The sequence below is a fragment of the Siccirubricoccus phaeus genome, from assembly GCF_008360935.1.
GTDB lineage: Bacteria > Pseudomonadota > Alphaproteobacteria > Acetobacterales > Acetobacteraceae > Siccirubricoccus > Siccirubricoccus phaeus.
The window spans coordinates 312,328-338,159 of sequence record NZ_SRXO01000004.1; the positions used below are offsets into that span (position 1 = coordinate 312,328).

General features: G+C 70.7%; 20 protein-coding genes. 9 read left to right on the forward strand and 11 right to left on the reverse strand.

Annotated features, from left to right (window positions below; genetic code table 11):
- Positions 1–208 precede the first annotated feature (208 nt).
- Both fdhF and E5N76_RS08030 read right to left on the reverse strand, forming a co-directional pair.
- Positions 209–2,983 (reverse strand): formate dehydrogenase subunit alpha, encoded by a 2,775-nt coding sequence (gene fdhF, locus E5N76_RS08025; protein ID WP_149536753.1) that lies wholly within the window; start codon positions 2,981–2,983, stop codon positions 209–211.
- Positions 2,980–4,689: an NAD(P)H-dependent oxidoreductase subunit E gene (locus E5N76_RS08030; RefSeq protein ID WP_149536754.1), complete on the reverse strand. Its 1,710-nt coding sequence runs from the start codon at positions 4,687–4,689 to the stop codon at positions 2,980–2,982. The genes fdhF and E5N76_RS08030 overlap by 4 nt, the downstream gene beginning before the upstream one ends.
- Before the next feature lie 331 nt (positions 4,690–5,020).
- Between E5N76_RS08030 and E5N76_RS08035 the strand changes: the two genes are divergently transcribed.
- A complete protein-coding gene (locus E5N76_RS08035; protein ID WP_149536755.1) occupies positions 5,021–5,281 on the forward strand; it encodes a hypothetical protein in 261 nt (86 codons plus the stop codon).
- Between the two features lie 268 nt (positions 5,282–5,549).
- Here E5N76_RS08035 and E5N76_RS08040 read toward each other — a convergent pair whose 3' ends face one another.
- The 5 genes from E5N76_RS08040 to E5N76_RS08060 all read right to left on the reverse strand — a co-directional run bounded on the left by E5N76_RS08040 (position 5,550) and on the right by E5N76_RS08060 (position 10,998).
- Entirely contained in the window at positions 5,550–6,575 is a 1,026-nt protein-coding gene (locus E5N76_RS08040; protein WP_235907614.1) for a Bug family tripartite tricarboxylate transporter substrate binding protein, read from the reverse strand.
- A gap of 92 nt (positions 6,576–6,667) precedes the next feature.
- Entirely contained in the window at positions 6,668–8,155 is a 1,488-nt protein-coding gene (locus E5N76_RS08045) for a tripartite tricarboxylate transporter permease (protein ID WP_149536757.1), read from the reverse strand.
- Between the two features lie 116 nt (positions 8,156–8,271).
- Positions 8,272–8,751, reverse strand: a complete 480-nt coding sequence (locus E5N76_RS08050; RefSeq protein WP_149536758.1) for a tripartite tricarboxylate transporter TctB family protein — start codon at positions 8,749–8,751, stop codon at positions 8,272–8,274.
- Positions 8,752–8,779: 28 nt separating this feature from the next.
- Complete coding sequence (locus E5N76_RS08055) at positions 8,780–9,733, reverse strand: tripartite tricarboxylate transporter substrate binding protein (protein WP_149536759.1); 954 nt, start codon at positions 9,731–9,733, stop codon at positions 8,780–8,782.
- A 434-nt stretch (positions 9,734–10,167) separates the two neighbouring features.
- Positions 10,168–10,998, reverse strand: coding sequence for an IclR family transcriptional regulator (locus tag E5N76_RS08060; RefSeq protein WP_187830050.1), 831 nt, complete (start codon positions 10,996–10,998; stop codon positions 10,168–10,170).
- Positions 10,999–11,217: 219 nt separating this feature from the next.
- On the opposite strand from E5N76_RS08060, the gene E5N76_RS08065 reads away from it, so the two are divergent.
- From E5N76_RS08065 to E5N76_RS08075, 3 genes are all read left to right on the forward strand, one after another.
- Positions 11,218–12,933: an N-acyl-D-amino-acid deacylase family protein gene (locus tag E5N76_RS08065; protein WP_149536761.1), complete on the forward strand. Its 1,716-nt coding sequence runs from the start codon at positions 11,218–11,220 to the stop codon at positions 12,931–12,933.
- A gap of 52 nt (positions 12,934–12,985) precedes the next feature.
- Positions 12,986–14,629, forward strand: coding sequence for a flavin-containing monooxygenase (locus tag E5N76_RS08070; protein ID WP_149536762.1), 1,644 nt, complete (start codon positions 12,986–12,988; stop codon positions 14,627–14,629).
- 356 nt (positions 14,630–14,985) lie between these two features.
- Positions 14,986–15,993 (forward strand): Bug family tripartite tricarboxylate transporter substrate binding protein, encoded by a 1,008-nt coding sequence (locus tag E5N76_RS08075; protein ID WP_149536763.1) that lies wholly within the window; start codon positions 14,986–14,988, stop codon positions 15,991–15,993.
- Between the two features lie 24 nt (positions 15,994–16,017).
- Here E5N76_RS08075 and E5N76_RS08080 read toward each other — a convergent pair whose 3' ends face one another.
- On the reverse strand, positions 16,018–16,464 hold the full coding sequence (locus E5N76_RS08080; protein WP_149536764.1) for a MarR family winged helix-turn-helix transcriptional regulator: 447 nt from the start codon (positions 16,462–16,464) through the stop codon (positions 16,018–16,020).
- A 316-nt stretch (positions 16,465–16,780) separates the two neighbouring features.
- Here E5N76_RS08080 and E5N76_RS08085 point away from each other — a divergent pair, with 316 nt between their 5' ends.
- From E5N76_RS08085 to E5N76_RS08105, 5 genes are all read left to right on the forward strand, one after another.
- The gene (locus E5N76_RS08085; RefSeq protein WP_235907615.1) at positions 16,781–18,088 is read left to right on the forward strand and encodes an LLM class flavin-dependent oxidoreductase; all 1,308 of its coding nucleotides are present in this window, start codon (positions 16,781–16,783) and stop codon (positions 18,086–18,088) included.
- 55 nt (positions 18,089–18,143) lie between these two features.
- Entirely contained in the window at positions 18,144–19,019 is an 876-nt protein-coding gene (locus E5N76_RS08090) for a transporter substrate-binding domain-containing protein (RefSeq protein WP_149536766.1), read from the forward strand.
- Between the two features lie 46 nt (positions 19,020–19,065).
- The gene (locus E5N76_RS08095) at positions 19,066–19,968 is read left to right on the forward strand and encodes an amino acid ABC transporter permease (RefSeq protein ID WP_149536767.1); all 903 of its coding nucleotides are present in this window, start codon (positions 19,066–19,068) and stop codon (positions 19,966–19,968) included.
- Positions 19,969–19,996: 28 nt separating this feature from the next.
- Entirely contained in the window at positions 19,997–20,794 is a 798-nt protein-coding gene (locus tag E5N76_RS08100; RefSeq protein ID WP_207791905.1) for an amino acid ABC transporter ATP-binding protein, read from the forward strand.
- A gap of 229 nt (positions 20,795–21,023) precedes the next feature.
- Positions 21,024–22,346 (forward strand): LLM class flavin-dependent oxidoreductase, encoded by a 1,323-nt coding sequence (locus E5N76_RS08105; protein WP_149536768.1) that lies wholly within the window; start codon positions 21,024–21,026, stop codon positions 22,344–22,346.
- Between the two features lie 43 nt (positions 22,347–22,389).
- On the opposite strand, the gene E5N76_RS08110 is transcribed toward E5N76_RS08105, so the two are convergent.
- The 3 genes from E5N76_RS08110 to E5N76_RS08120 all read right to left on the reverse strand — a co-directional run bounded on the left by E5N76_RS08110 (position 22,390) and on the right by E5N76_RS08120 (position 25,828).
- Complete coding sequence (locus E5N76_RS08110) at positions 22,390–23,718, reverse strand: LLM class flavin-dependent oxidoreductase (protein ID WP_149536769.1); 1,329 nt, start codon at positions 23,716–23,718, stop codon at positions 22,390–22,392.
- A 108-nt stretch (positions 23,719–23,826) separates the two neighbouring features.
- Positions 23,827–24,801 carry a Bug family tripartite tricarboxylate transporter substrate binding protein gene (locus E5N76_RS08115; protein ID WP_187830051.1) on the reverse strand — a complete coding sequence of 325 codons (975 nt, stop codon included), beginning with the start codon at positions 24,799–24,801 and terminating at the stop codon, positions 23,827–23,829.
- Between the two features lie 37 nt (positions 24,802–24,838).
- Complete coding sequence (locus tag E5N76_RS08120; RefSeq protein WP_187830052.1) at positions 24,839–25,828, reverse strand: LLM class flavin-dependent oxidoreductase; 990 nt, start codon at positions 25,826–25,828, stop codon at positions 24,839–24,841.
- Between the last annotated feature and the right edge of the window lie 4 nt (positions 25,829–25,832).

Sequence of the window (25,832 nt, forward strand, 5' to 3'; positions counted from 1 at the left end):
GGCCGGCGGTTCTGTTTCTGCCGCAGCCTCAATGCGGCCGCGCCAGGCGACCGGCGGCGCGCTCTGGCCTCTGCCGCAGGCGAAGCCCCGCCGGGGCCGCACGGCGAGGCTAGAGCGGTTTCGCCTCGCGCTCGGCGGACCCGCTCCAGCTCCTTGTCCGGCCGCATTTTCCGGGTCGTCCGGCGATTCCGCCGGAATTGAAAATGCTTTAGCCCGAGCCCCCGGCCCCGGCCCCGGCCGGCGTAACCCTGACGGCGCAGAATTTGAACTCCGGGATCCTGCCGAAGGGGTCGAGCGCCGGGTTGGTCAGCAGATTGGCGGCCGCCTCGGCATAGCAGAAGGGCAGGAACACCATGCCCGCGGGCACATCGCGATCGGCGCGGATCCTGAGCTCCACCGCGCCGCGCCGGGTTTCCAGCCGCACCTGCCCGCCCGGCCGCAGCCCCAGCCGGCCCAGCTCCGCCGGCGAGAGCAGCGCCACCGCCTCCGGCTCCAGCAGGTCCAGCACGTCGGAGCGCCGGGTCATCGAGCCGGTGTGCCAATGCTCCAGCACGCGGCCGGTGGACAGCACCATCGGGTAATCCTCGTCCGGCACCTCGGCCGGCGGCGTGACCCGGGCGGGCACCAGCCGCGCCCGGCCGCTGGCGGTGGGGAAGCCGGTGGCGAAGAGGATCTCGTTGCCGGGCCGGTCGGGCGCCTCCACCGGGTAGGTCACCGCGCCCTCGCGCTCCAGCCGCTCCCAGGTGATGTGGGCGAGGGAGGGCATGACGGCGGCCATCTCGGCGAAGATCTCGCGCGGGCCGGCATAATCCCAGCCGAGCCCGAGCCGGCGCGCCATCTCCTGGATGATCCACCAATCCGGCCGCGCCTCGCCCGGCAGCTTCACCACCGGGCGCGCCATCTGCACGCGCCGGTCGGTGTTGGTGAAGGTGCCGGCCTTTTCGTAGAAGGCCGAGGCGGGCAGCACCACATCGGCATGGAAGGCGGTCTCGGTGAGGAAGAGATCCTGCACCACCAGGTGCTCCAGCCGCGCCAGCGCCGCGCGCGCATGGTGCAGGTCGGGGTCGGACATGGCCGGATTCTCGCCCTCGATATACATGCCGTGGATGCTGCCGGCATGGATCGCCTGCATGATCTCCACCACCGTCAGGCCGGGCTGCGGGTCCAGCGCCATGCCCCAGTAGCGCTCGAAGGCGGTGCGGATCTCCGGCTGCGCCACCGGCTGGTAATCCGGCAGCACCATCGGGATCAGCCCGGCATCCGAGGCGCCTTGCACGTTGTTCTGGCCGCGCAGCGGGTGCAGCCCGGTGCCGGGCCGGCCGATCTGCCCGGTGACCAGGGCGAGGGCGATCAGGCAGCGGGCATTGTCGGTGCCGTGCACATGCTGGCTGATGCCCATGCCCCAGAAGATGATCGCGGCGCGCGCCTTGGCGTAAAGCCGCGCCACGGCGCGCAGCGTGGCAGCGGGAACGCCGCAGACCGCTTCCATGCGCTCGGGCGGGAAGTCGCGGATGCGCTCGCGCAGCTCGGCGAAGCCCTCGGTGTAGCCGTCGATATACTGCTCGTCGGCGAGGCCTTCCTCGATGATCGTGTGCAGCATGGCGTTCAGCATCGCCACATCGCTGCCGGGGCGGAAGGCGAGGTTCCAGGTCGCCAGGCGGGAGAGGCTCTGGCCGCGCGGATCCATCACCACCAGCTTCGCGCCGCGCTGCTTCACCGCGTTCTTGATGAAGCTGGCGGCGACGGGGTGGTTCACCGTCGGGTTGGCGCCGATCACCAGGATCACCTCGGCCTCCAGCGCCGCCGCGAAGGGCGCCGTCACCGCGGCGGAGTTCAGCCCCTCCATCAGCGCCGCCACCGAGGAAGCGTGGCAGAGCCGCGTGCAATGATCGACATTGTTGCTGCCGAAGCCGGTGCGCACCAGCTTCTGGAACAGATAGGCCTCCTCATTCGAGCCCTTGGCGGAGCCGAAGCCGGCGAGCGCCTGCGGCCCATGCGCCTCGCGCAGACGGCGCAGCCCGCCGGCGGCGGCGTCCAGCGCCTCCTCCCAGCTCGCCTCGCGGAAATGCGTCCAGGGATTGGCCGGATCGACCTCGTCATCGGCGCGCTTGAGAACGTCCTCGCGGCGGATCAGCGGCCGGGTCAGCCGATGCGGGTGATGGGCATAGCCGAAGCCGAACCGCCCCTTCACGCAAAGCCGCTGATGGTTGGCCGGGCCATCCCGCCCCTCGGCATGGACGATCCTGTCGTCCTTCACTGCATAGGTGACCTGGCAGCCGACGCCGCAATAGGGGCAGAGCGAATCCACCTCCCGGTCGGGCCAGATGGTCCGCGTCTGGTTCTCGTCCAGATAGGCAGCGGGCATCAGCGCGCCGGTAGGGCAGGCCTGCACGCATTCGCCGCAGCCGACGCAGGTGGAGGCGCCCATCGGGTCGTCGAAATCGAACACCACCTTGGCGGCGGCGTTGCGGTGGGCCATGCCGATGACGTCGTTGACCTGCACCTCGCGGCAGGCGCGGACGCAGAGATTGCATTGGATGCAGGCGTCGAGATTGACCCGCATGGCCGGGTGGCTGGCGTCCGGCGCCCAGCGCTTAGCCGCCGGGAAGCGGCTCTCCGGCACTGCCATCCGCTCCGCCCAATGCCAGAAGCGGGAAGTGGGATCGTGCGAGGTCGCGCGCGCCGGCTGGTCGGCGACGAGCAGCTCCATCACCACACGGTGGGCGCGCTGTGCCCGCTCGCTGGCGCTGTGCACCACCATGCCCGCGCGGGGCTGCCGCATGCAGGAGGCGGCGAGCACCCGCTCCCCCTCGATCTCCACCATGCAGGCACGGCAATTGCCGTCCGGGCGATAGCCGGGTTCCGCAGAATGGCAGAGATGCGGGATCTCCGTGCCCAGGCGGCGCGCCGCGTCCCAGATGGTCTCGCCGGGCAAGGCCGCCACCGGGACGCCATCCAGCGTGAAGGGGATCGGCTCGCTCATCGCCCGTCCTCCTCAGCGGCCACTCCCTCCGGAAAGTGGCGCAGCAGGCTGGTCAGCGGATTGGGCGCCGCCTGGCCGAGGCCGCAGATCGAGGCGTCGCGCATCACCGCCGCCAGCTCCGCCAGCAGCGCGCCGTCCCAGACCGGGCGTTCCATCAGCAGGCGCGCCTTCTGGGTGCCGAGCCGGCAGGGCGTGCACTGGCCGCAGCTCTCATCCTCGAAGAAGCGCATCAGGTTCAGCGCGGCGGCGCGCAGATCGTCGCGGTCGGAGAGCACGATCACCGCGGCCGAGCCGATGAAGCAGCCATGCGGCTCGAGCGTGCCGAAATCCAGCGGCAGATCCGCCAGGCTGGCGGGCAGGATGCCGCCCGAGGCGCCGCCGGGCAGGAAGGCCGCCAGCCGATGCCCCTCCGCCATGCCGCCGCAGAACTCCTCCACCAGCTCGCGCAGGGTGATCCCGGCCGGGGCCAGCTTCACCCCGGGCTGGCGCACCCGGCCGGAGACGGAGAAGGAGCGCAGCCCCTTCCCGCCATGCCGCCCCTGCGCCGCCCACCATTCCGGCCCGCGCTCCAGGATGTCCCGCACCCAATACAGCGTCTCGACATTGTTGATCAGCGTCGGCCGGCCGAAGAGGCCACGCTGGAAGGGGTAGGGCGGCTTGTGGCGGGGCAGGCCGCGCTTGCCTTCCAGGCTTTCCAGCAAAGCGGATTCCTCGCCGCAGATATAGGCGCCCGCGCCGCGCCGCAGATGCAGCCGCGGCCCGCCCGGCGGCAGCTTCGGCAGCTCCCGCCGCAGGATCTCCCGCGCCAGCGGGTATTCGTCGCGGAGGTAGAGATAGACCTCCTCGGCCGCGACGACATGCGCGGCGATCAGCGTGCCTTCCAGGATGCGGTGCGGATCGGTGTTGAGGTAGTGCCGGTCCTTGAAGGTGCCGGGCTCGCCCTCATCGGCATTCACCGCCATCAGCCGCGGGCCCGGCTCGCCGCGCACCGCGCGCCATTTGCGGCCGGTGGGGAAGCCGGCGCCGCCCAGGCCGCGCAGCCCGCTATGCTCCATCGCCGCCAGCACCGCCTCGGCACTGAGCGCGCCGCTGCGTACCCGTTCCAGCAGGGCGTAGCCGCCGCCGGCGCGGTACTGCGCCGCATCCACATAGGGGGCGAGATGCGGGTGGGTGTCGTCCTGCCGGATCGCCTGCAGCACGGCCGGCGCCGTCGCCTGGTGCAGGAAGTGATGCCCCACCTCGACCACCGGCGCCTGGTCGCAGAGGCCGAGGCAGGGCGCGCGCAACACCCTGGCCGCTGGCCCGACCTGCGCCGGCAGCGCAGCCAGCAGCGCCTCCGCGCCATGCATCGCGCAGCTCAGGCTGTCGCAGACGCGCACCGTGAGCGGCGGCAGCGCCGGCGCCCCCTCCTTCACCACGTCGAAATGCGCGTAGAAGGTCGCGACCTCGTACACCTCGGCCTCCGAGAGCCGCATGGCCTCAGCCAGCGCCGCCAGCCAGGGGGCCGGGATCTGCCCGAAGCGGTCCTGGATCAGGTGCAGATGCTCGATCAGCAGGTCCCGGCGGCGGGGGCGGTCGCCGAGCAGTGCCGCCAGCGCCGCCCGCACCTCGGGATCCACCTGCCGGCCCCGCGGCGTCTCCCGGGCGGCGCGGCGGCCGCGGACCGGGCCGGCCTGTTGCGCAGCCCTGGACTCCCTCTGCTGCATCGGCGGCACCGGGGCTAAGCGCTCCCTTCGGGTTGGCGAACCGACGTCGCGGGCCGCGCCCGCCCTGTAGCAGGAACCGTGACGTTCATTGGCCCGGCCCTCCGATCCTTCTCGTTGGTCCGATCCTACCGGCTGTGCCTTGCCAGGACAGCCCCGATTTCGCCGGCCTCACCGCCTGTTCGTTGGCGGCCGGCGGCGGCCATGCCCCGCCGCGCCGTAGGCCGGGCCATGGCGCAGGCGCCGCGCCCCGATTGTGCCACCATGCCGTCATGCCCGCGACACACCGCCCCGGCAAATGGAGCATGCCGGAACGGGAGAAGAAGAAGCCGTCATGCGCCGCATCACCGCCATCATCGCCCTGGGCCTGCTGGTCGCGCTGCCTGCCTGCGCCCAGCCCTATTACGGGGCGGCGCCTGCGTACCGTGCCTACCGCCCGGCGCCCTACGCGGCCGCGCCGCTCTACTGGGGCGGCGGCGGGCACTACCACCATCGCGCGGCGCCACGATACCACCACCATCACGGCAGGCATCACCATGGCTGGCACCGAGGCGGCCACCATCATGGGCGTCACCACCACCACGGCCGCCATTAGAGCGGTTTCACGCTGACTGTGCAGCGCGAAACCGCTCTAGCTTATGGATGGTAGAGCAGATTCACGCCTCCGGGCGATGCCGCCCTCCGGCGATCTGCTCTAAGGCTGCGGCCTCTCGGGCGGCCCAGGCACCCGGCCGCGCCCTGGCCCCCCGGTGCTGCGTGGCCTGGTCCGGCGGCCCGTCCGTGGACGGCCTCTGGCTCCGACGCGGGCCGCGGCCCATAGCCGGGGCCGTCCGCCGCGCGAGAGCCGCGTGGCCGGGCCGAGATCAGTCGGCGGTGATGCCGGTGCTCCGTATCACCTCGCCCCAGCGGCGGATCTCGGTGGCGATGAAGGCCTCGTAAGCCTCCGGCGTCGTGCCGCCATCCGGCTTCAGGTTCGGCGGATTGCCGCCCAGCTCGTTGAGCCGTGCGCGATAGGCGGGATCGCGCGTCACCACATCCAGCTCATGGCCCATGCGTTCGATGACGGCGCGCGGCGTGCGCGAGGGTGCCTGGATGCCGAACCAGCCGGTCGCCTCCGCGTCCTTCACGCCGGCCTCGGCGAAGGTGGGCACGTCCGGCAGGGCATGCGCCCGCTCGGCCGAGGTGACGGCGAGCGGCCGCAGCCGGCCGTCGCGGATATGGCCGATGCAGGACGGCATGTTGTCGCAGGCGGCGTCCAGCCGGCCGGCCACCGCCTCCACCAGCATCGGCCCGGCGCCGCGATAGCCGACATGCACGATCCTGACCCCGGCGCGCAGCTTGAACAGCTCGAACGCCAGGTGACCGGAGCCGCCGCTGCCGGCGCTGCCGTAATTCAGCGCATCCGGCCGCGCCTTGGCGGCGGCGATCAGCCCGGCCAGGTCCTTGATGGGCGAGGTGGCGGGGACGAACACCACATTCGGCACCCGGATCAGCAGCGCCACGGCGGCCAGCTCCTCCGGCTTCACCGGCATGCGCTCGCCGAACAGGGTGTAGTTGATGGCGGCGGTGGAAATGGCGTTGACCAGCATGGTGTAGCCATCCGGCGCGGCGCGCGCGACCATCTCCGCCGCGATGTTGCCGCTGGCGCCCGGGCGGTTCTCCACCACCACCTGCTGGCCCAGCCGCCTGCCGACCATCTCCGCCGCCAGCCGGGCAGCGATGTCCGTGGTGCCGGCGGGCGAGAAGGGCACCACGAAGCGGATCGGCCGTGCCGGCCAGGCGGCCTCCTGCGACCTGGCGCCGCGCATCTGCGCGAACAGCAAGGCCGGGGCCGCAAGGCTGGCAGTCAGCACGCGGCGGCGCGCGAGGCCCATGGCGATCTCCTCCATATGCCTTTTCCGGCATTGCCGCGCATGATGCCCGCCGGCCCGGGCAACGGCAAGGCGGCGCGGCGAAGGCGTGCCCGCCCTCGGCCGCCGCTTCAGGCCGGCACGACGGCCGGCCGCCGGGGCCAGAGACCCGCGGCGAGGATCACTGCCACCAGCACGGCCAGGCCGAGGGCGAGCGGGCTCTGCACGAAGATGGCCGGATCCCCGTCCGCGATGGTCAGCGCCTGCCGCACCGAGCGCTCGATGATCGGGCCGAGCACGAAGGCCAGGATGACGATGCCGAGGTCGTAGCCGCGCCGGCGCAGGAAATAGCCGAGGAAGCCGAAGGCGACGCACAGCGCGACGCCGGAGGCGTCGCCGGTCGAGGAATAGACGCCGACCAGGCAGAGCAGCAGGATCACCGGCGAGAGCCAGGCGCGCGGGATCTCCAGCACGCGCACCAGCAGGCCGATCAGCGGCAGGTTCAGCACCAGCAGCATGAGGTTGCCGAGATACATGCTGGCGATGATCCCCCAGAACAGCTCGGGCTGCCGCTCGATCATCGCCGGCCCCGGGGAGACGCCATGGACCATGAAGGCGTTGAGCAGCACGGCGGTGATGGCGTTCGCCGGCAGGCCCATGCAGAGCAGCGGCACGAAGGCGCCCGCCGTGCCGGCATTGTTGGCGCTCTCCGGCCCGGCGACGCCCTCGACGGCGCCGGTGCCGAACTCCTCCGGCCGCTTCGAGAGCTTGCGTTCCAGCGCGTAGGACAGGAAGGAAGCGAAGACGGCGCCGCCGCCGGGCAGGACGCCGATGAGGAAGCCGAGCACGGTGCCGCGCGCCACCGGCCCGGCGGAGCGGCGCGCCTCCTGCCGGCTCGGCAGGAAGCCGAGCAGCCTGGCGGGCGGCGCGATGATCTGCAGCTCCTCCGCCCGCCGCCGCGCCATGAAGAGCAGTTCGGAGACCCCGAACAGGCCGATCGCCAGGGACACGATGTCGATGCCGCCCGAGAGATCGACCAGGCCGAAGCTCAGGCGTGGCTCGGCGGTCATCGGGTCCGGCCCGATGCAGCCGAGCGCCAGCCCGAGCCCGGCCATGAGCAGCGCGCGCAGGATGGAGGTGCCGGAGAAATAGGTGACGGCGCACAGCCCGGCGAGCATCAGCATGGTGTACTCCGCCGGGCCGAAGGCGAAGACCAGCCGGGCCAGCGGCGGAGAGAGGTAGGAGATGGCGAGCGTGCCCACGGTGCCGGCGAAGAAGGAGCCGATGGCGGCGATCCCGAGCGCCGCGCCGGCCCGTCCCCGCCGGGCCATCATGTAGCCGTCGAGGCAGGTGACGACCGAGGAGGCCTCGCCCGGGATGCGCATGAGCACGGAGGTCGCGGTGCCGCCATAGGCGACGCCGTAATAGATGCCGCACAGCATGATGATGGCCGAGGAGACCTCCATCTTGAACGTCATCGGCAGCAGGATCGCCATGGTGGCGAGCGGCCCGAGCCCCGGCAGGATGCCGATCACCGTGCCGAGGAAGACGCCCAGGAAGCACCAAAGCAGCTTCGCCGGCGTCAGCACCTGGCCGAAGCCGAGCAGGAGATTCTCCATCGGTCGACGCTCCCAGAGCGTGATCGCTTCAGGTTGCCTTCAACTTGAAGCGTGAATCACGCGACCGAACAATGGGCTAGAGCGGGGCGGGTGAGCGCAGCTCAACCGATCCCGCTCTAGCGGAAGATGCGCTGCACCGACTCGTCGAAGGACGAGCGCGGGATGTCCACGTTCAGCGCCAGGCCGAAGAACAGCACGCCGACCGCGGCGCAGCCGAGGCCGAAGGCGAAGGCCGACCAGGGCCGGCGGCCCTCGCCGAGCCAGGCCATCAGCAGGGCGATGCCGATGGCGGCGGCGGTGAAGCCGAGCCACGCCGCCGCCGGGACGAGGAAGAGCAGCGCCGCGATCGTGGCGCCGAAGGCCCGCCGGTCGGGCGGCCCTTCATCCTCCTCGCCCGCCTCGCTGCCGCCCAGCGCGGGCAGCAGGCAGAGCAGCAGGGCGAGCACGGCCACCGCGCCGAGCACGATGCTGGGGAACAGCCCCGGGCCCGGACCCATGAAGCTGTGCAGCTCGAGCTGCCGGGCCTGGCCGAGGCCGATCAGGGCCAGCAGGAAGACGAGCGCCGGCACGAGCCGCCGCGGAATCATCGGGTGCATGGCTGGGCCTCCTGCCGTTGCTCTGCGCCTACCGCCGCCGCATCCCCGCTTCCTCGAGCGCGGCGGTGATCATCGGCTCCTGCCCCAGCATGTCGGTCCGGATCTGCTCGGGAGTCATCGGGCGGGGCCAGCCGCCGAGATTGGTGATGGTCGTCTGCGTCTCCGGGTCGGTCGCCGCCTGGGCCAGCGCCGCGCTGAGCTTCTCGCGGATCGCCTCACTGGTGGCGGTGGGGCAGGCGAGGCCGAGCGGGACGAAATTGGCGGCCTCGTAGCCCATCTCGCGCAGCGTCTTCACCTCCGGGAAGCTCGGCCAGCGGTTGTTGCAGGCGGAGGCGAGGAAGCGGATCTGGCCGCTGCGGATCAGCGGCGTCATCTCCGGCGGCGACTGCACGACGGCATCGACATGGCCGCCGGCGACCTGCGCCACGGCTTCGGCCTGGGCGTTGGTCGGCACCCAGTGGAATTTCACGCCGGCGCGGTTGCCGAGCTGGATCATGGCGAGCTGGTTGACGATGACGTTGGAGCTGCAGGTCACCCGCCGGGTCTTGGCCAGGGCGATCAGCTCCTCGACGGAGCTTGCCGGCCCGCCGGCCTTCATGCCGAGCCCGTAGAGCACCTCGGCGAAGCCGCCGAGGAAGGCGAAATCCTCGGTCTTGTAGGGGACCGACATGAGCCGCGGCATGAGCAGAAGGGCGGTCATCCCGAGCAGGCCGATCGTGTAGCCGTCCGGCCGGGCGGAGGCGATCTGCGCGGTCGCGAGCGTCGGGTTGGCGATGTTCCGGACGACCATGGGGACGCCGAGGATGCGGCCCATCGGCGCGAGCACGCCGCGCAGGGAGACGTCGGCACCGCCCCCCGGCGCCGTGGGCATGATCACGGTGATCTCGCGGTTCGGGAAGGCGTCTGCGGCGGCGGCAAGCCGCGGCAGGGCCAGCGCGCCACCCGCGGCGGCTGCGCCGAGCAGCAATCTTCTACGCGACATCGTTTCCTCCGTTCGTTGTTCTTATGCCGGCGAGGCCTGCCTGCGCTTCCCTGCGATGCGGGAAGGGAGGCCCCTACGCCCGCCGGCTCATCGCCGCCGCGCGGCCTGCCCTGCCGGCGCGATCGACTGCTGCGGGCGGGCAAGGCGCGCGGCCGGCATCCGTGCGGCATGGCGCGAGGGCGGCGGCGCGGCCACGGGGCGGCGCCGGGTCCGGCGCAAGGCGCCTGGGGCCGGCCAGGCCATGGCGGCGCGGGCTCGGGCGGGGCCGAGGGGCTTGGACATGCCTTCTCCCTGGGCGGCCGAATTCTTGTCGCCGCCGCTGTTTTTTCCCTTTAGAGGAAATTGTGTTCCTTTCAACAGGAGCATGAGAGCGGCGGAAGCGTCAAGCGCCCGCGGCCCGCGCGGCGCGCCGCCCCTGCGCCGCGCCGGCGGCGTCAGCGCGCCAGATGGGCCTTCAGCATCGGCCGCAGCCGCGCCTCGATCTGCGCCGTCGCCGCCCGCATCTCCGCCAGCACCTCGTCCAGCCGGGGCGGCTGCAGCCGGGTCGAGATGGCGGCGAGGCCGAGCGCCGCGACCGGGTCGCCCGCCGGCCCGCAGATCGGCAGGCCGATGGCGCTGGTCCCCGGGACCAGATCCTGCACGATGCTGTAGCCATCCCGGCGCGAGGCGGCGAGCCATTGCCGGATCAGCGCCTCATCGACGCCGGCCCGGGCCCGCCCCGCCCGCTGTTCCGGCAGGCTCAGCAGGCGCTCGATCTCCGCCTCGTCCCGGATGAAGGCGAGCAAGGCGAGGCTGCCGGCGCCGAGGCCGAAGACGTGGCGGTCGCCCGGCTTCACGATCCGCACATAGATGGGGTAGGAGCCCTCGATGCGCGACACGCACATCGCCGTGTCGCCGGAGCGGAGCGACAGGTAGACCGTATCCCCCGTCACCTCGCAGAGATGGTGCATGACGGGGTGCGCCACCTCCGCCACGCCGAAGCGGTTCGCCGCGGCGAAGGCCCAGCCCGCGAGCTGCATGCCAAGGAAGTAGCGGGAATCCGTCGCCGCCTGCTCGACGAAGCCATGCTCGGCGAGGGCGGCGACGAGCCGGTGCACCGTGGTCTGGCTGAGGCCCGTGGCGCGGACGATGTCCACGAAGCGCATGCCCGCCTCGCCGGAGGCGGCCAGCGCGTTCAGGATCACCGTCGCCCGCCCGAAGGATTGTTCGAGCCCGCGCTCCCCCGGCGTGAAGCTGCGGCGTTCCGCCGCGCGCTCTGCGGTCATGCTGCGTCTCTCCCGAATGCGGCTGGGGCCGGGGTCAAGCGATGCGGGGCCAGGTGATTGATTGACACGCGGGCGCCCGTCATGTTTCCCTAAAGGGAAAGAAATTTCCTGATAACGGAAATTCGGACCGGAGACAAGCCGGCTCGCCCGCGGGGCGCGCTGGCACGTCGAAGGCACCGGGACATGCGCCACCCGGCGCATGTGTGGGAGGAGGACGGCATGGCACGCGAAGCGGAGCTGATGATCCGGGGCGGCACGATAGCCGATGGGCTTGGCGGTGCCCCCTATGAGGCCGATGTGGCGATCGGCGGCGGGCGCATTCTCGCGGTCGGCAAATTGGGGCCGGCGCCGCGCGGGGTGGAGGAGATCGACGCGAAGGGCCTGCTGGTCACGCCGGGCTTCGTCGACATCCACACCCACTATGACGGCCAGGCGACCTGGAGCAACCGGCTCGACTCCTCCTCCTGGCACGGCGTGACGACCGCGCTGATCGGCAATTGCGGCGTCGGCTTCGCGCCCTGCACGCCGGGGCGGCGCGACATCCTCGTCGCCCTGATGGAGGGCATCGAGGACCTGCCCGAGATCGTGCTGACCGAGGGACTGCCCTGGACCTGGGAGAGCTTCCCGGAATTCCTCGACGTGCTGGGTGGCCGCCGCTACGACATGGACATCGCTACCCAGGTGCCGCACGCGGCGCTGCGCATCCATGTGATGGGCCAGCGCGCCGCGGATCACGAGCAGGCCAACCAGGCCGACCGCGCGGAGATGGCGCGGCTCGCGGCCGAGGCCATCGCCGCCGGCGCGCTGGGCTTCTCCACCTCCCGCGCCCTGGCGCACAAGACGCTGGACGGCCGCCACACCCCCACCCTGCGCGCCGCCGAGGAGGAGCTGGCCGATATCGGCCGCGCCATCGGCAGGCTGGGGCGCGGCTGGCTGCAGGTGATCTCGGATTTCGACGAGCCGGGCGAGGAATTCGCCATGCTCCGCCGCGTCGCCGAGGCGGCCGGCCGGCCGATGACCTTCAGCCTGCTGCAGCGGGAGAAGGTGCCGTGGCTGTGGCGCTTCCTGCTCGACCGGCTGGAGGAGGCGAATGCCGCCGGCACCCGCATCAGCGGCCAGGTGATGGCACGCCCGATCGGGCTGATGCTGGGCTTCGAGCTGAGCCAGAACCCCTTCTTCGCCCGGCCGAGCTGGCAGCATGTGGCCAAGTTGCCCTTCGCCGAGCGCCTGGCGGTGCTGCGCAACCCGGAATTCCGCGCCCGCATCATCGCCGAGAAGACGACCGACCCGGCGATGCTCTACCGCCTGAACACCTGGCACATGCTGTTCCCGCTGGGCGACCCGCCGGACTACGAGCCGTCGCCGGAGCGCAGCCTCGCCGCCATGGCGGCGCAGCGCGGGGTGGATGTGCAGGAGCTGGCCTATGACCTGATGCTGGAGAAGGACGGGCGCGGCATCCTCAACCGCCCCATCATCAACTACGCCGATGGCGACCTGGCCGCGGTGAAGACCATGGTGGAGCATCCCAACACGCTGATGGGCCTCGGCGATGGCGGCGCGCATCTCGGCCTCATCTGCGATGCCAGCTCCACCACCAGCACGATCACCCATTGGACGCGCGACCGCAGCCGCGGCGAGCGGCTGCCGCTGGGCTTCGTGATCCGGCGGCTGTCGCATGACAATGCGCAGGCGCTGGGGCTGCGCGACCGCGGCGCCATCGCCCCGGGGCTCAGGGCTGACATCAACGTCATCGACTACGACCGGCTGCGTGTACGCCCGCCGGAGCTGGCCTATGATCTGCCGGCGGGCGGCAAGCGGCTGCTGCAGCGCGCGGAGGGCTATGTGGCGACGCTGGTGAACGGCCAGCCGGTCTATCGCGAGGGCGAGGCGACGGGCGCGCTGCCAGGGCGCCTGGTGCGCGGCGCCACCGCCTGAGGCAAGGCCGGGCGCCGGAGGCCGGCGGCGAAATGACAGCGGAGGAACCAAGATGACGCAGGATCAGCAGCGCGGCGCCGCGCCGCCGGATGTGGATGTGGTGGTGGTGGGGGCGGGCTTCGCCGGCCTCTACATGCTGTACCGCCTGCGCGGCCTCGGCCTGCGTGCCCGCGCCTTCGAGCAGGCCAGCGGCGTGGGCGGCACCTGGTGGTGGAACCGCTACCCCGGCGCCCGCTGCGACGTGGAGAGCATGCAGTACTCCTACGGCTTCTCCGACGAGCTGCAGCAGGAATGGAAATGGAGCGAGCGCTTCGCCTCCCAGCCGGAGATCCTGCGCTACGCCAACCATGTCGCCGACCGGCTGGACCTGCGGCAATACATCTCCTTCAGCACCCGCGTGCAGGCAGCGAGCTGGGATGAGGCCACCGATCTGTGGACCGTGCGCACCGACAAGGGCGATGCGGTGCGGGCGCGCCATGTGGTGATGGCCACAGGCTGCCTCTCCACCGCCCGGCTGCCGGAGATCGAGGGCATCGGCAGCTTCGGCGGCAGGACCTACCACACCGGGCAATGGCCGCATGAGGCGGTGGATTTCACCGGCCAGCGCGTGGCGGTGATCGGCACCGGCTCCTCCGCCATCCAGGCCATTCCGGTCATCGCGGCGCAGGCGGCGCAGCTCACCGTCTTCCAGCGCACGGCGAATTTCAGCATTCCCTCGCACAACGCCCCGATGGACGAGCCCTACGAGCAGGAATGGAAGTCGGACTACCCGGCCCGGCGCGCGAAGGCCCGCGCGCAGCACACCGGCATTCTGCGCAACCTGAACGACAAGGGCGCGCTGGAGGTCTCCGAGGAGGAGCGGCGGGCGGAATACGAGCGGCGCTGGGCGGTGGGCGGCACCGCCTTCATGGTCTCCTTCAACGACCTCGTCCTCAATGAGGAGTCCAACCGCACCGCCGCCGAATTCGTCCGCAGCAAGATCCGCGAGATCGTCAAGGATGCGCGGACCGCGGAGCTGCTGGCGCCGAAGGACCACCCGATCGGCACCAAGCGCATCTGCGCCGATACCGGCTATTACGAGACCTTCAACCGGCCCAACGTCTCGCTGGTGGATCTGCGTTCCAACCCGATCGAGCGGATCGTGCCGGAAGGGGTGAAGCTGGCGGATGGCACGGTGCACGCCGTCGACGCCATCGTCTTCGCCACCGGCTTCGACGCGATGACGGGCACGCTGACCAGCATGAACATCAGCGGCGTGGGCGGCGAGACGCTGGCGGAGAAATGGGCGGCCGGGCCGCGCACCTATCTCGGCCTATGCAGCGCGGGCTTCCCCAACCTCTTCATGATCACCGGCCCGGGCAGCCCCTCCGTGCTCAGCAACATGATCGTGTCCATCGAGCAGCATGTGGACTGGATCGCGCAATGCCTGGCGGAGCTGCGGCAGAAGGGGCTGACGCGCATCGAGGCGGAGCGCGAGGCCGAGGACAAATGGGTGGAGCACAACAATGAGGTGGCCCACCGCACCCTCTATCCGCGCGCCGGCTCCTGGTACATGGGCGCCAATGTGAAGGGCAAGCCGCGGGTCTTCATGCCCTATATCGGCGGCGTCGGCACCTACCGGAAGATCTGCGACGAGGTGGCGGCGGAGTCCTATCGCGGCTTCCGCCTCGGCGAGCCTGCCGCCGTGCCGGCCTGACGGGAGCGGTGCGCGGATGCGCCCGGGCTGAGGCACAGGTGGTGACGCCGGCCCATGGCCACTCGGCCGCCGGGGGCGCTCCCCTGCCCGGCGCGGGAAGCGCCGTGCCGCGGCCGGGCGGTCCCGGCGTGCTGGCGTCAGCGCCGGAGAGGCAGATCGATGTCATGGCTTCGGGCACCCTGCGGCCCGCGCCGCCGGGCGCTGCCGCCGGCGCATGACACAACGCCATCGGGCCGCCGTCGCCTCCGGCGTGCCGATCCGGCCGGCTGGCAGGGCCATGCGCGCCCTGCCGGGCCGGCTGCTGCGGGGAGGGAGGCCGGCCATGGCCTGATCGCCATCGCCAAGGGGAGGAAAAAATGCCAAGCAAGATTGCCAGGCCGCCCGGGGCCGGGCGTCGCGGCCTGCTGGCCGCGGCGGGGCTCGCCGCACTCGCCAGGCCGGCGCTGGCGCAGCAGGGCTTTCCCGACCGGCCGGTGCGCTTCGTGGTGCCCAGCTCGGCAGGGTCGGGCGTCGATCTCCTGACCCGCGTGCTGGCCGATTGCATGGCCCGGCAAAGCGGCCGCGCCTTCCTGGTGGACAACCGGCCCGGCGCGGCCTCGGCGATCGGCACCCAGCACGTCGCCCGGCAGCCGGCGGATGGCTACACGCTGCTCTATGGCGGCCCGAACATCACCATCCTGCAGGTGATGAACAGCAGCTTCGCGCGCGAGATCGACGTCCGCACGGCCTTCGCGCCGATCACCATCGCCGCCTCCGGCCCCTATGTCTTCGTGGTGAACAATGAGCTGCCGGTGCGGACGGTGCCCGAACTCATCGCCTGGCTGCATGCCAATCCCGGCCGCGGCAATTACGCGACCACGGGCATCGGCGCGACCATGCATCTGATGTCCGAGCTGTTCCGGCAATTGGCCGGCAACCCCGCCGTCACCATGGTGCCGTACCGGAGCGACGGCCCGGCCGTGCAGGCGGTGGCGAGCGGCGAGGTGCAATACGCCATCGCCGTCTCCGGCACCGCCAAGCCGCTCGTCGATTCCGGCCTGGTCCGGGCCCTGGCGGTCACCGGCCCGCGGCGCATGGCAGGGCTGCCGGAGGTGCCGACCATCACCGAGGTTGGCGTGATCACGGAGTTCGATATCGTCGCCTGGCTCGGCTATTTCGCCCCGGCGGGCACGCCGCCCGAGCGCGTCGCCTGGGTGCAGCGGGCGATCGCCCTGGCGCTGTACGATGAGGGCGTGCAGGCGCGGCTCGCCGATCTCGGCTTCGCGCCGGTCGGGTCGGAGCCGGCGGCGCTCCGCGCCGTGGTTGAGCGCGACGTGGCGCTGTGGACCCGGGTCGCCAAGGCGGCCGGGCTGAGTCCCTTGTGAGGCCTGCCTGCCGCCCGGGCGGCGCTACTCGCTGATCTTCTGCAGGAGGAATTCGAGGGCGAACCGCTCGGCGGGATTCAGGTTCTTCAGCGTCTCCTCGGTGATGCGGCGCGCCTGCGGGATGGCCGCTTCCAGCGTGGCCGCCCCCATGGTGGTGAGCCACATGATGACCTTGCGGCCATCGTCGCTGCTCCGGCTCATCTGGATCAGGCCGCGGGCTTCCAGCCGCTCCACCACGCCGCGGATGGTCGCCTGGTCCACCGCCGTCGCCCGGACCAGATCCGCCTGCGAGCATTCGCCGTGGTCGCGCAGGGTGCAGAGCGTGGTGAACTGGGCCGGCGTCAGGCTGAGCGGCGCGAGGAGGTCCGAGAAGATGGCGAGGTGCCGCTGGCTCGCCTTCCGGATGAGAAAGCCGATCTGCTTGGTGACGTCGTAGGTGGTGTCATCCGCCTTGAAGACCGGTTGGTCCATCAGAGCCTGCCTCCCGCACCAGCCATCCACCAAGCACATGAGGCCGGGCCGTGCCAAGTGCCTGTCCGACCGAGTCGCGCCGGATGCGGGCCACGGGGCTGCCCGGGCGGGAAAGAGCGCCCACGCTCGACATGAACAGCGCCTAAACTGCGCAAGGTGCCTGCCTATTCACCACCACTCGAAAATTTCGCGCTAAAATTCCGTATTCCGACCTCGCAAGGACGCAGGATTGTCGTTGCGGGGATAAGCGCCTGCGCTGCAATCTCCCCTCTGGGGCGGCCGAGACCGTCGGATGCCGGACAGGAGCGAGCCCGCTGTGCAGAGCCGTCGCCAGATGCACCTGATCGCCTATTCGAAGACGGGGCCGACGGCGCGGCATGTCGGCGGCTGGCGCCACCCGGAATCGACGCTGGACGATTTCCTCCGGCCGTCGCGCTATGCCCAGTATGCGAGGACGCTGGAGGACGCGAAATTCGACGGCTGCTTCTTCGCGGACCTGATCGGCATCTACGACATCTATGGCGGCAGCTACGAGACCTATATCCGCAATGGCGGCCAGATCAGCTACCTGGACCCGATGGTGGTGCTGCCCGTCATGGCCGAGGCGACGCGCCATCTCGGCCTCGGCATCACCCTTTCGACCACCTTCCACAACCCCTATCACCTGGCCCGCTGGCTCGGCTCGCTGGACGTGCTGAGCGGCGGGCGGGCGGCCTGGAACATCGTGACCTCCGCGGCCGAGCTCGAGGCCCGGAACGTGGGCGGCGAGCTGCCGCCGCGGGAGGAGCGGTACGACCGGGCGGATGAGGTGCTGGAGGCCTGCTGTGCGCTCTGGAACAGCTGGGACGCGGACGCCTTCGTCCTGGACAAGGAGAAGGGCGTCTTCGCCGACCCCCGGAAGGTGCATTACGTGGATTACGAGGGGCGGTGGGTGCGCACGCGCGGCCCGCTGCCCACCCCCCGCAGCCCGCAGGGGCGGCCCGTCCTCATGCAGGCCGGCAGCTCCGACCGGGGGCGGGATTTCGCGGCGCGCTGGGCGGAGGCGATCTTCACCGACCAGCCCAGCCTCGAGGCGCTCCGCGCCTTCTATGACGACATCAAGGGCCGCATGGTCGGGCAGGGCCGCCGGCCGGAGGATTGCGCCATCCTGAACGCCGCCACCTTCGTCATCGGCGAGACGGAATCGATCGCCCGCGAGCGCGCCGAGTATCTGCGGAGCCTGATCAACCCCGAGACCTGGGCCGCCCGCGTTTCTGGCAGCCTCGGCGCGGATGTGCGCCAGGTGGAGGATGAGGCGGCGCTGGCGAACCTCCAGGGCACGCAGGGCATCCAGGGCGCCACCGACCGGATCCTGCTGACCGTCAAGGACAAGGGCCTCTCCTTCCGCGAGGCCGCCAAGGCGGAGAGCAACAACGAGATCGTTGGCACGCCGGGCCAGATCGCGGACCATCTGCAGCATGTCTTCGAATCCGGTGCCTGCGACGGCTTCATCGTGGCCCCCACCTACTTCCCGGGCATGATCGAGCAATTCTGCCGCTCGGTCGTCCCCGAATTGCAACGGCGTGGGATCTTCCGGCGGGACTATACGGGCCGGACCCTGCGCGAGAACCTGCTGCCCGCCTGAGGCCGCCGTCATCCGTCGTGGGCCCCAAGCGCCCACCCTCAAGGAAGGACATCGTATGAGCGTCTCGCGTCGGCTTATTTACCGCCTGCTCGGCGGCCTGGCGGCCCTGGCCCTCCTTGCCGGCGTACCGGTCAAGGCGCAGACGGTCGCCGTCTCCGAGGCTGCGCGGGCGGCGCTCCCGGAGCGCGTGCGGCAGGAGGGCGTCCTCCGCATCGCGACGTCGCTGCAATGGGCGCCCTTTGCCTACCGCTCGGAGCGGGACGAGCCCGTCGGGATCGACATCAGCCTGGCCCGGCTGCTGGCGGCGAAGCTGGGGCTGCAGCCGAGCATCGACGACATGAAATTCCCCACCATCATCACCGGCGTCACCTCCGGCCGCTACCATATCGGGGTGAACCAGCTCTCCATGACGCCGGAACGTCTCGCAGCGGTGGACATGGTGCCGTATTTCAGCACGACCAGCGTCGTGCTCGTGCGCCGCGGCAAGACGATCGGCGATCTCGGCAATCTCTGCGGCATGACCTTCGTGGTCACCCAGGGCAGCGTGCAGATCCGCCAGCTCAACCAGATGAGCGAGGCCTGCAAGGGGCGCGGCCAGGCCGAGATCGTGCAGCAGCTCTACCCGAGCAGCGCGGACACGCTGCTGGCGCTGTCCAACGGGCGGGGCGACGCCTTCCTCACGGCCGCGCCGCAGGGCGTCTACATCTCCCGCATCAACTCCCGCGTCGCCCTGATCCCGGGCGACGTGCCGGATACCGAGCGCTTCCCGGCCGGCATCATGGTGGAAAAGGGCAACGCCGCCATGCGGCGTGCCGTCGCTCTCGCCCTGGCCAGCGCCATCGAGGACGGGTCCTACCGGAAGATCCTGGAGGAATACGGCGTGGCGAGTGCCGCGGTCAGCGCCGAGACCGTCATGCAGTCGGCCAACTGAGTGGCAAGCTTCGGCCTGAGATGATTCGGTTGCTGTGGGAGGCCGCATGAGCCTGCATCTGGCGAGGAAAAGGACGGGCTGGCCGGATGCGGCCCTCGGCGCCGCCGAGGTCATGGATCCGCCCCGCACATGGCGGTGGGTGGGCGTCGCGGTCGTGGCGGTCGGGTTGGCCTGGATCCTCTACCAGCTCCTGACCAATCCCGGATTCCAATGGGACATCGTCTTCCGCTACATGCTCGACCCGACGGTGCTGCGCGGGGTCGCCATGACGATCCAGCTTACCGTGCTGGTCATGGTCATCGGCATCGCCGTCGGCATCGTGGTGGCGCTTATGCGCATGTCGGGCGACCCGCTGCTCATCGCCTGCGCCCACGCCTTCGTCTGGTTCTTCCGCGGCACGCCGGTGCTCGTCCAGCTCGTCTTCTGGTACAATCTCGGCGCCCTGTTTCCCGATATCGGGCTCGGCATCCCGTTCGGCGGGCCGAAATTCCTCGAAATCCCCGCGACCGTTGCCATCTCCTCCTTCACCGCCGCCATGCTCGGCCTCGGCCTGAACGAGGGCGCCTATATGGCGGAGATCATCCGGGCCGGCCTGCTCTCGGTCGATCATGGCCAGACGGAGGCCTCGAAGGCCCTGGGGCACAGCCCGGCCCAGACCTTCCGGGTCATCGTGCTGCCGCAGGCGATGAAGGCCATCGTCCCGCCCACCGGCAACCAGCTCATCGGCATGCTGAAATACACCTCGATCGCGAGCGTGGTGGCGCTGCACGAGCTGATGCATTCGGTGGAGACGATCTACAGCCGGACCTACGAAACCATGCCGCTGCTGATCGTGGCGGCGCTCTGGTACCTCATCATGGTCAGCATCCTCTCCCTCCTGCAGTCCCTCATCGAGCGGCACTATATGCGGGGCTGGCGGGCCGACGCCCATGCCTCGGCCCAGCCCTGAGCCGCCGGTGCCGCAAGGAGCATCCGCCATGACCCGCGCCCCGCAGGCCGAGGAGCAGCCGCTGGTCCGCATTTCCCAGGTATGGAAGAAGCGTGGCGCCAACATCGTGCTCCGGGGCGTCGATCTCGATGTCCATCGCGGCAAGGTCGTCTGCCTGCTCGGCCCGTCCGGCGCGGGCAAGAGCACGCTGCTCCGCTGCATCAACGCGATCGAGCTGCCCGACCGCGGCACGATCCATGTGGACGGCCAGGCCGTCGGCGTCCGCGAGACGCCCGGCGGCAATATCCGCCTCCGCGAGCGGGCGGTGAGCCGCCAGCGGGCGGCGATCGGCATGGTGTTCCAGGGCTTCAACCTGTTCCCGCACATGTCGGTGCTGGACAACATCATCGACGCGCCGGTGCGGGTTCGCGGAGAGAGCCGGGCCGCGGCCACGGTGCGGGCGCAGGAGCTGCTCGAGCGGGTGGGCCTGGCCGCCAAGGCGCGGGCCTATCCGCGGCATCTCTCGGGCGGCCAGCAGCAGCGGATCGCGATCGCCCGGGCGCTGGCGATGCAGCCGAAGCTTATGCTGTTCGACGAGCCGACCTCGGCGCTCGATCCGCATCTGACGGATGAGGTGCTGGACGTCATGAAGGGCCTGGCCCTGGGCGGCATGACGATGATCGTCGTCACCCATGAGATCGGCTTCGCCCGGCAGGTGGCGGATACCGTCGCCATCATGACCGATGGCGTGATCATCGAATGCGGGCCGGGGCGGGAGGTCCTCAGCGTGCCGCGGGACCCGCGGACCCGCAAATTCCTCGCCAAATCCCTGGCGGAAGCGGCCTAGTGTCCTGCCCGCGAAGTTCGCCGGATTTCCAGCGAACGGAGCGGACAAGCAGGCCACTGGACACTAGAGCAGATCGCCGGAGGGCGGCATCGCCCGGAGGCGTGAATCTGCTCTACAATCCATAAGCTAGAGCGGTTTCGCGCTGCACGGTCAGCGTGAAACCGCTCTAGCCCGCCGGCGTGGGTTTGCCGCCGGCGCATGGATATCGGGGTTCGATCGGAGTGGCGCTATGAGGAAGATGCACCTTGGCTCCCTGTCGCACGGCGTCGGCGGCCATGTCGCGGGCTGGCGCATGCCGGGCGCCGAGACGGAGAAGGAGCGCTTCGAGAAGGTCGCCCAGGCGGTGAAGACGGCGGAGCGCGGCAAGTTCGACTTCGTGTTCTTCGCCGATGCGGTCAACACCGGCGCCGACGCCGCGCCGGGCTTCATCGTGCGGTTCGAGCCGCTGACGCTGCTCGGCGCGCTTTCCGTGGCCACCAGCCGGATCGGGCTCGTGGCGACGGTCTCGACGACCTATTCGGAGCCTTACAACGTTGCGCGCGCCTTCGCCTCGCTGGACCATCTCAGCGGCGGGCGGATCGGCTGGAATGTCGTCACCGGCTCCAGCCCGGACGCGGCCGCCAATTTCTCGCGGGAGAAGCATCCTCCCCATGCCGAGCGGTATGCGATGGCGGAGGAATATATCCAGGTCGTGAAGGGGCTGTGGGACAGTTGGGAGGATGATGCGGCGGTGGCCGACAAGGCCACCGGCGTGTTCATGGATGCGTCCAAGCTTCACGTCCTGAACCACGCCGGGACCTACTACACGGTCAAGGGGCCGCTGAACGCCAGCCGCCCGCCGCAGGGCTATCCGGTGATCTTCCAGGCAGGCGCCTCGGATCGCGGGCTGGAACTTGCCGGTGCGACGGCCGAGGTCGTCTTCGCGTCGCAGTGGTTCAAGGAGGATGCGATCGCCTTCTGCAACAGGCTACGCGATCAGGCCGAGGCGGCCGGCCGGCCGCGCGATGCCATCCGTATCCTGCTGGGCGTCTCCACGATCATCGGCGAGACCCGGGAGGAGGCGCAGGACATCATCGCCCGATTGGGCGCCATGGTCGATCCGGTCGCCGCCATGCGCGTCCTCTCGGACCGGCTGGGTGCGGATATGAGCCAGTTCGACATCGACGGGCCGGTGCCGGACCTGCCCCCATCCACCATGATGCAGGGGCATGCGCGCGTGCTGCAGGCCGTCGCCCGGCGGTTCAACCTGACCATCCGGCAGTTGCGCGACTATGCGGCGGTGAGTTCCGGGCATCGCGTCCTGGCGGGGACGGCGAGGGATGTGGCGGACGATCTGCAGGATTGGTTCGAAAGCGGCGCCTGCGACGGATTTGCGATCATGACGCCCTTCTCGCCGCAGCCCTTCGAGCGCTTCGTCGATCAGGTCGTCCCGATCCTGCAGCAGCGCGGCCTGTACCGCAGCGATTATGCCGGGACGACCTTGCGGGAGCATCTTCTCCTGCCCCGGCCGGCGCATCCCGCGACCCGCAAGGCGGTGTCGTCCGCAGCCTAGAGCGGTCTTCCGGCCGCCGCCGTCCTCGCTGCGTGGCGGCTGGCTACTGCGCGGCCGCGCCGACGCCCCGGTGGCTGCCGGGCCGTGGCAGGCCGAGATTCTCCCGCAGGGTCGTGCCCTCATAGGCGGTGCGGTACAGGCCGCGCTGCTGCAGGATGGGGATGACCTGGTCGACGAAGGCGTCGAACTGCCCGGGGAACCATGGCGGCAGCACGACGAAGCCATCCGCCGCGCCGGTCAGGAACCACTCCTCCATGATGTCGGCGATGCGCGTCGGCGAGCCGTAGATCACCCAATGGCCGCGCGCCGCCGCCACCAGATTGTACAGGTCGCGCAGCGTCATGTTGTCCCGCCGCGCGGCGGACATCAGGGTCTGCGCGAAGGCATGCGACATGTCGGTGGGCGGCAGCTCCGGCACCGGGCCGTCCAGCGGATAGCCGGACAGATCATGGCCGATGCGGGCGGAGACAAGCGCCAGCGCATTCTCCGCATCCAGGAAGCCCTGCAGTTGGTCCAGCAGCGCCTTCGCCGCCGCATCGGATTCGGCGATGAAGGGCATGACGCCGGGCAGCAGATGGCAATGCTCCGGCTGGCGGCCGAAGCGGGGCAGCAGCGCCTTGAAGCCGGCATAGTGCCGCCTGGCCTCCACCAGATCCTGCACCACGGTGAACACCACATCGGCGGTGCGCGCCGCGAAATTCTGCCCGGCCGCCGAGGCGCCGGCCTGGATGATGACCGGATGCCCCGAGGGGCAGCGGGACATGTTCAGCGGGCCCTTCACCTGGAAATACCGCCCGACATGGTCCAGCGTCCGGACCTTGGCGGGATCGACGAAGAGGCCGGTTTCCCGGTTGCGCGGCAGCGCATCGTCCTCCCAGCAATCCCACAGCCCCTTGACGACATCGACGAATTCCTCGGCGATCTCGTAGCGGTGGTCATGTTCCGGATGCCCGGCCCGGCTGAAATTCGCCGCCGCGGCGGCGGCGGAGCTGGTGACTGCATTCCAGGCCGCCCGGCCCTGGCTGAGATGATCCAGCGAGGCGAAGGCGCGCGCCGTGGTGAAGGGATCCGAATAGGTGGTGGACATGGTGCCGCCGAGGCCGAGATGCCGCGTCGTCACTGCCAGCGCGGCGAGCAGCGTCGTCGGCTCCAGCCGCGCCACGAAGGAGGGGTGGTCGCCCTTGACCTTGGTCGCCAGCCCGTCGGAGACGAAGAGCAGATCGAACAGCCCGCGCTCCGCGGTCGCGGCGATGTTCTGCATGACGGCGAGGCTCTCGCCATTGTCGCTGGCCCCCGGAAGCCGCCAGCCGGCGATATGATTGCCGGTGCCCTGCACGAACACTGCGAAGCGCATGCAACGCGATCGGGACATGAGGGTCTCCTCGGGTCGGAGAGGATTGCTGGGCGGGCTGCGCTTCTCTCCGCACGCAGCCCCTCGATGATGGACCGGCGCCGGGGGGCGGCGGCGCTGCGGCCTGGCCTAATCCTGCTGCGCTTTCGCCTGCCGCGCCAGCTCCGCCCAGCGCGGCACCTCATCCCGGACCAGACGGGTGAAGGCGGGGGTATCCATGGCCACATATTGCGTGCTGGTGCGCGCGAAGCGGGAAGCGACGACGGGATCGCCGCGCCGGCGGGCCAGCGCCTCCGCCGCCCGCTGCACCACCTCCGCCGGCAGTCCCGCGGGGCCGAACAGCCCGTTCCAGGTTTCCAGCTCGAAGCCGGGCAGGCCGGCCTCGGCAATGGTCGGCACCTCCGGCAGCTCCGGCAGGCGATGGCGGCCGCTGGCGCCGATGAGCAGAACGTCCGGGCTGCGGTTGAAGGCGACGACATCCGCGGGGTTGGAGAACAGCACCGGGATGCGTCCCGCCACCACCTCCGCCATGGCGGCCGGCCCGCCGCGGAAGGGGATATGCGTGCCGCCAGTGCCGGCGCGCGAGAGGAACAGCTCCGTGGCCAGATGCTGCACGCTGCCGACGCCGCCGGAGGCATAGGGCATGCCGCCATCCTCCGCCTTGAAGCGGGCGATCAGCTCCGGGATGGTCTTCACGCTAAGGCTGCGGCTGACCGCCATGATCAGCGGGTTGGTGGCGACCAGGCTGATCGGCGTCAGATCCGCGACCGTGTCCACCGGCGGGTGGTTCCGCATCACCGCCGGGGCGATGGCGACATTGGCGACCGAGGCGAACAGCAGGGTGTAGCCATCCGGCGCGGCACGCGCGGCCGCTTCCATGGCGATGTACCCGCCGGCGCCGCCGCGATTGTCGACGATGACCTGCACGCCATAGGCTTCGCTGAGGATCTCCGCCGTCAGCCGCGCCAGCGTGTCCGTATTGCCGCCGGGCGGGTAGGTGACGATCAGTCGCACCGGGCGCTCCGGCCAGGCGGCGAAGCCCGGCGCAGATTGCAGCAGCAGCGCCAGGGCTGCCCAGGCAGCCAGCAGCAAGGAACGCATCATCACCCCCGCCTTCATCCCCGATGTCGCACCGGGCCGCTCACCCGGCGAACTCGCGGAGCATAGGCAAGATCAGGGCCAGACCGGCCGCGCCGCCAATCGCGGAAATCACCGGCTCCTCGAGGCCGGCCTCGATATAGGCCTGCAGCCGGCGGCTGCATTCCGCCGGCGTCCCGGCCACCGCGAAGGCCTCGACGGCCTCGTCCGGAATCAGCGCGGTCGCCGCCGCCAGGTCGCGGCGCGCCACGGCGGCGATGACCGCCTCCTGATCCACCGGAATGCCGGAGCGCCGGACATTCTCGGCGAGGAATTTGTTGCGCATGACGAAGGCCAGCTTCGGCCGCACCGCATCCATGGCGGCCCGGCTGCTCTCCTGCACGCTGCAGAAAAGGTAGCCGGCGCGGCGGAAACCCGCCGCATCGCGCCCGGCGCGCGTCGCGGCCTCGGCGCAGATCGCCAGGGAGTCGCGGACGGAATCGAGCGACAGCGCGGCCGAGAGCACCACGCCGTCGGCGATGCGCCCGGTCAGCCGCAGCATGTCCGGGCCGGTGGCGGCGATGTAGATCGGCGGCTTCTGCCGCGGCGTGAAGGCCATGCGGGCGCCGGCCAGCCGGACATGCGCGCCCTCCATATGCACCGCCTCGCCCGTCCAGAGTCGGCGCAGCGCCTCGACATATTCCCGCATCAGCGGGATGGGCTTCTCCAGCGCCTTGCCGGATTCGGCGAGGAAGAGCGGGTTGCCGACGCCGAGCGCAATCGCTGCCCGTCCGGGCGCCAGCTCGTCCAGCGTCGCCATTTCCATGGCCACCGGCATCGGGTGCCAGAGATAGGGGCTGATGGCCGTCGGCACGAGCATCGGCCCCGGCGCCGCCATGGCGAAGGCCATGCAGCTGCCGCAGGCGCTGCGATAGCCCAAATGCTCCGCCATCCACAGGCTCTGCGCGCCGGCGGCGACTGCCTGCTGCGCCATGGCGATGGCTTCCTGGGTGCTGACGAAGCCGTCGAAAGCGAGGCCGATCCGCGCTGCCATCATC

Excerpts from the sequence above, each read along its gene's own strand:
- E5N76_RS08060 (WP_187830050.1), bottom strand. The coding sequence starts at position 10,998 with ATGACCGCAGAGCGCGCGGCGGAACGCCGCAGCTTCACGCCGGGGGAG.
- E5N76_RS08095 (WP_149536767.1), top strand. The coding sequence starts at position 19,066 with ATGAGCCTGCATCTGGCGAGGAAAAGGACGGGCTGGCCGGATGCGGCC.
- E5N76_RS08120 (WP_187830052.1), bottom strand. The coding sequence starts at position 25,828 with ATGGCAGCGCGGATCGGCCTCGCTTTCGACGGCTTCGTCAGCACCCAG.
- E5N76_RS08055 (WP_149536759.1), bottom strand. The coding sequence starts at position 9,733 with ATGTCGCGTAGAAGATTGCTGCTCGGCGCAGCCGCCGCGGGTGGCGCG.
- E5N76_RS08040 (WP_235907614.1), bottom strand. The coding sequence starts at position 6,575 with ATGGAGGAGATCGCCATGGGCCTCGCGCGCCGCCGCGTGCTGACTGCC.
- E5N76_RS08035 (WP_149536755.1), top strand. The coding sequence starts at position 5,021 with ATGCGCCGCATCACCGCCATCATCGCCCTGGGCCTGCTGGTCGCGCTG.
- fdhF (WP_149536753.1), bottom strand. The coding sequence starts at position 2,983 with ATGAGCGAGCCGATCCCCTTCACGCTGGATGGCGTCCCGGTGGCGGCC.
- E5N76_RS08105 (WP_149536768.1), top strand. The coding sequence starts at position 21,024 with ATGAGGAAGATGCACCTTGGCTCCCTGTCGCACGGCGTCGGCGGCCAT.
- E5N76_RS08050 (WP_149536758.1), bottom strand. The coding sequence starts at position 8,751 with ATGCACCCGATGATTCCGCGGCGGCTCGTGCCGGCGCTCGTCTTCCTG.
- E5N76_RS08030 (WP_149536754.1), bottom strand. The coding sequence starts at position 4,689 with ATGCAGCAGAGGGAGTCCAGGGCTGCGCAACAGGCCGGCCCGGTCCGC.
- E5N76_RS08075 (WP_149536763.1), top strand. The coding sequence starts at position 14,986 with ATGCCAAGCAAGATTGCCAGGCCGCCCGGGGCCGGGCGTCGCGGCCTG.
- E5N76_RS08100 (WP_207791905.1), top strand. The coding sequence starts at position 19,997 with ATGACCCGCGCCCCGCAGGCCGAGGAGCAGCCGCTGGTCCGCATTTCC.
- E5N76_RS08070 (WP_149536762.1), top strand. The coding sequence starts at position 12,986 with ATGACGCAGGATCAGCAGCGCGGCGCCGCGCCGCCGGATGTGGATGTG.
- E5N76_RS08110 (WP_149536769.1), bottom strand. The coding sequence starts at position 23,718 with ATGTCCCGATCGCGTTGCATGCGCTTCGCAGTGTTCGTGCAGGGCACC.
- E5N76_RS08065 (WP_149536761.1), top strand. The coding sequence starts at position 11,218 with ATGGCACGCGAAGCGGAGCTGATGATCCGGGGCGGCACGATAGCCGAT.
- E5N76_RS08045 (WP_149536757.1), bottom strand. The coding sequence starts at position 8,155 with ATGGAGAATCTCCTGCTCGGCTTCGGCCAGGTGCTGACGCCGGCGAAG.
- E5N76_RS08080 (WP_149536764.1), bottom strand. The coding sequence starts at position 16,464 with ATGGACCAACCGGTCTTCAAGGCGGATGACACCACCTACGACGTCACC.
- E5N76_RS08090 (WP_149536766.1), top strand. The coding sequence starts at position 18,144 with ATGAGCGTCTCGCGTCGGCTTATTTACCGCCTGCTCGGCGGCCTGGCG.
- E5N76_RS08115 (WP_187830051.1), bottom strand. The coding sequence starts at position 24,801 with ATGATGCGTTCCTTGCTGCTGGCTGCCTGGGCAGCCCTGGCGCTGCTG.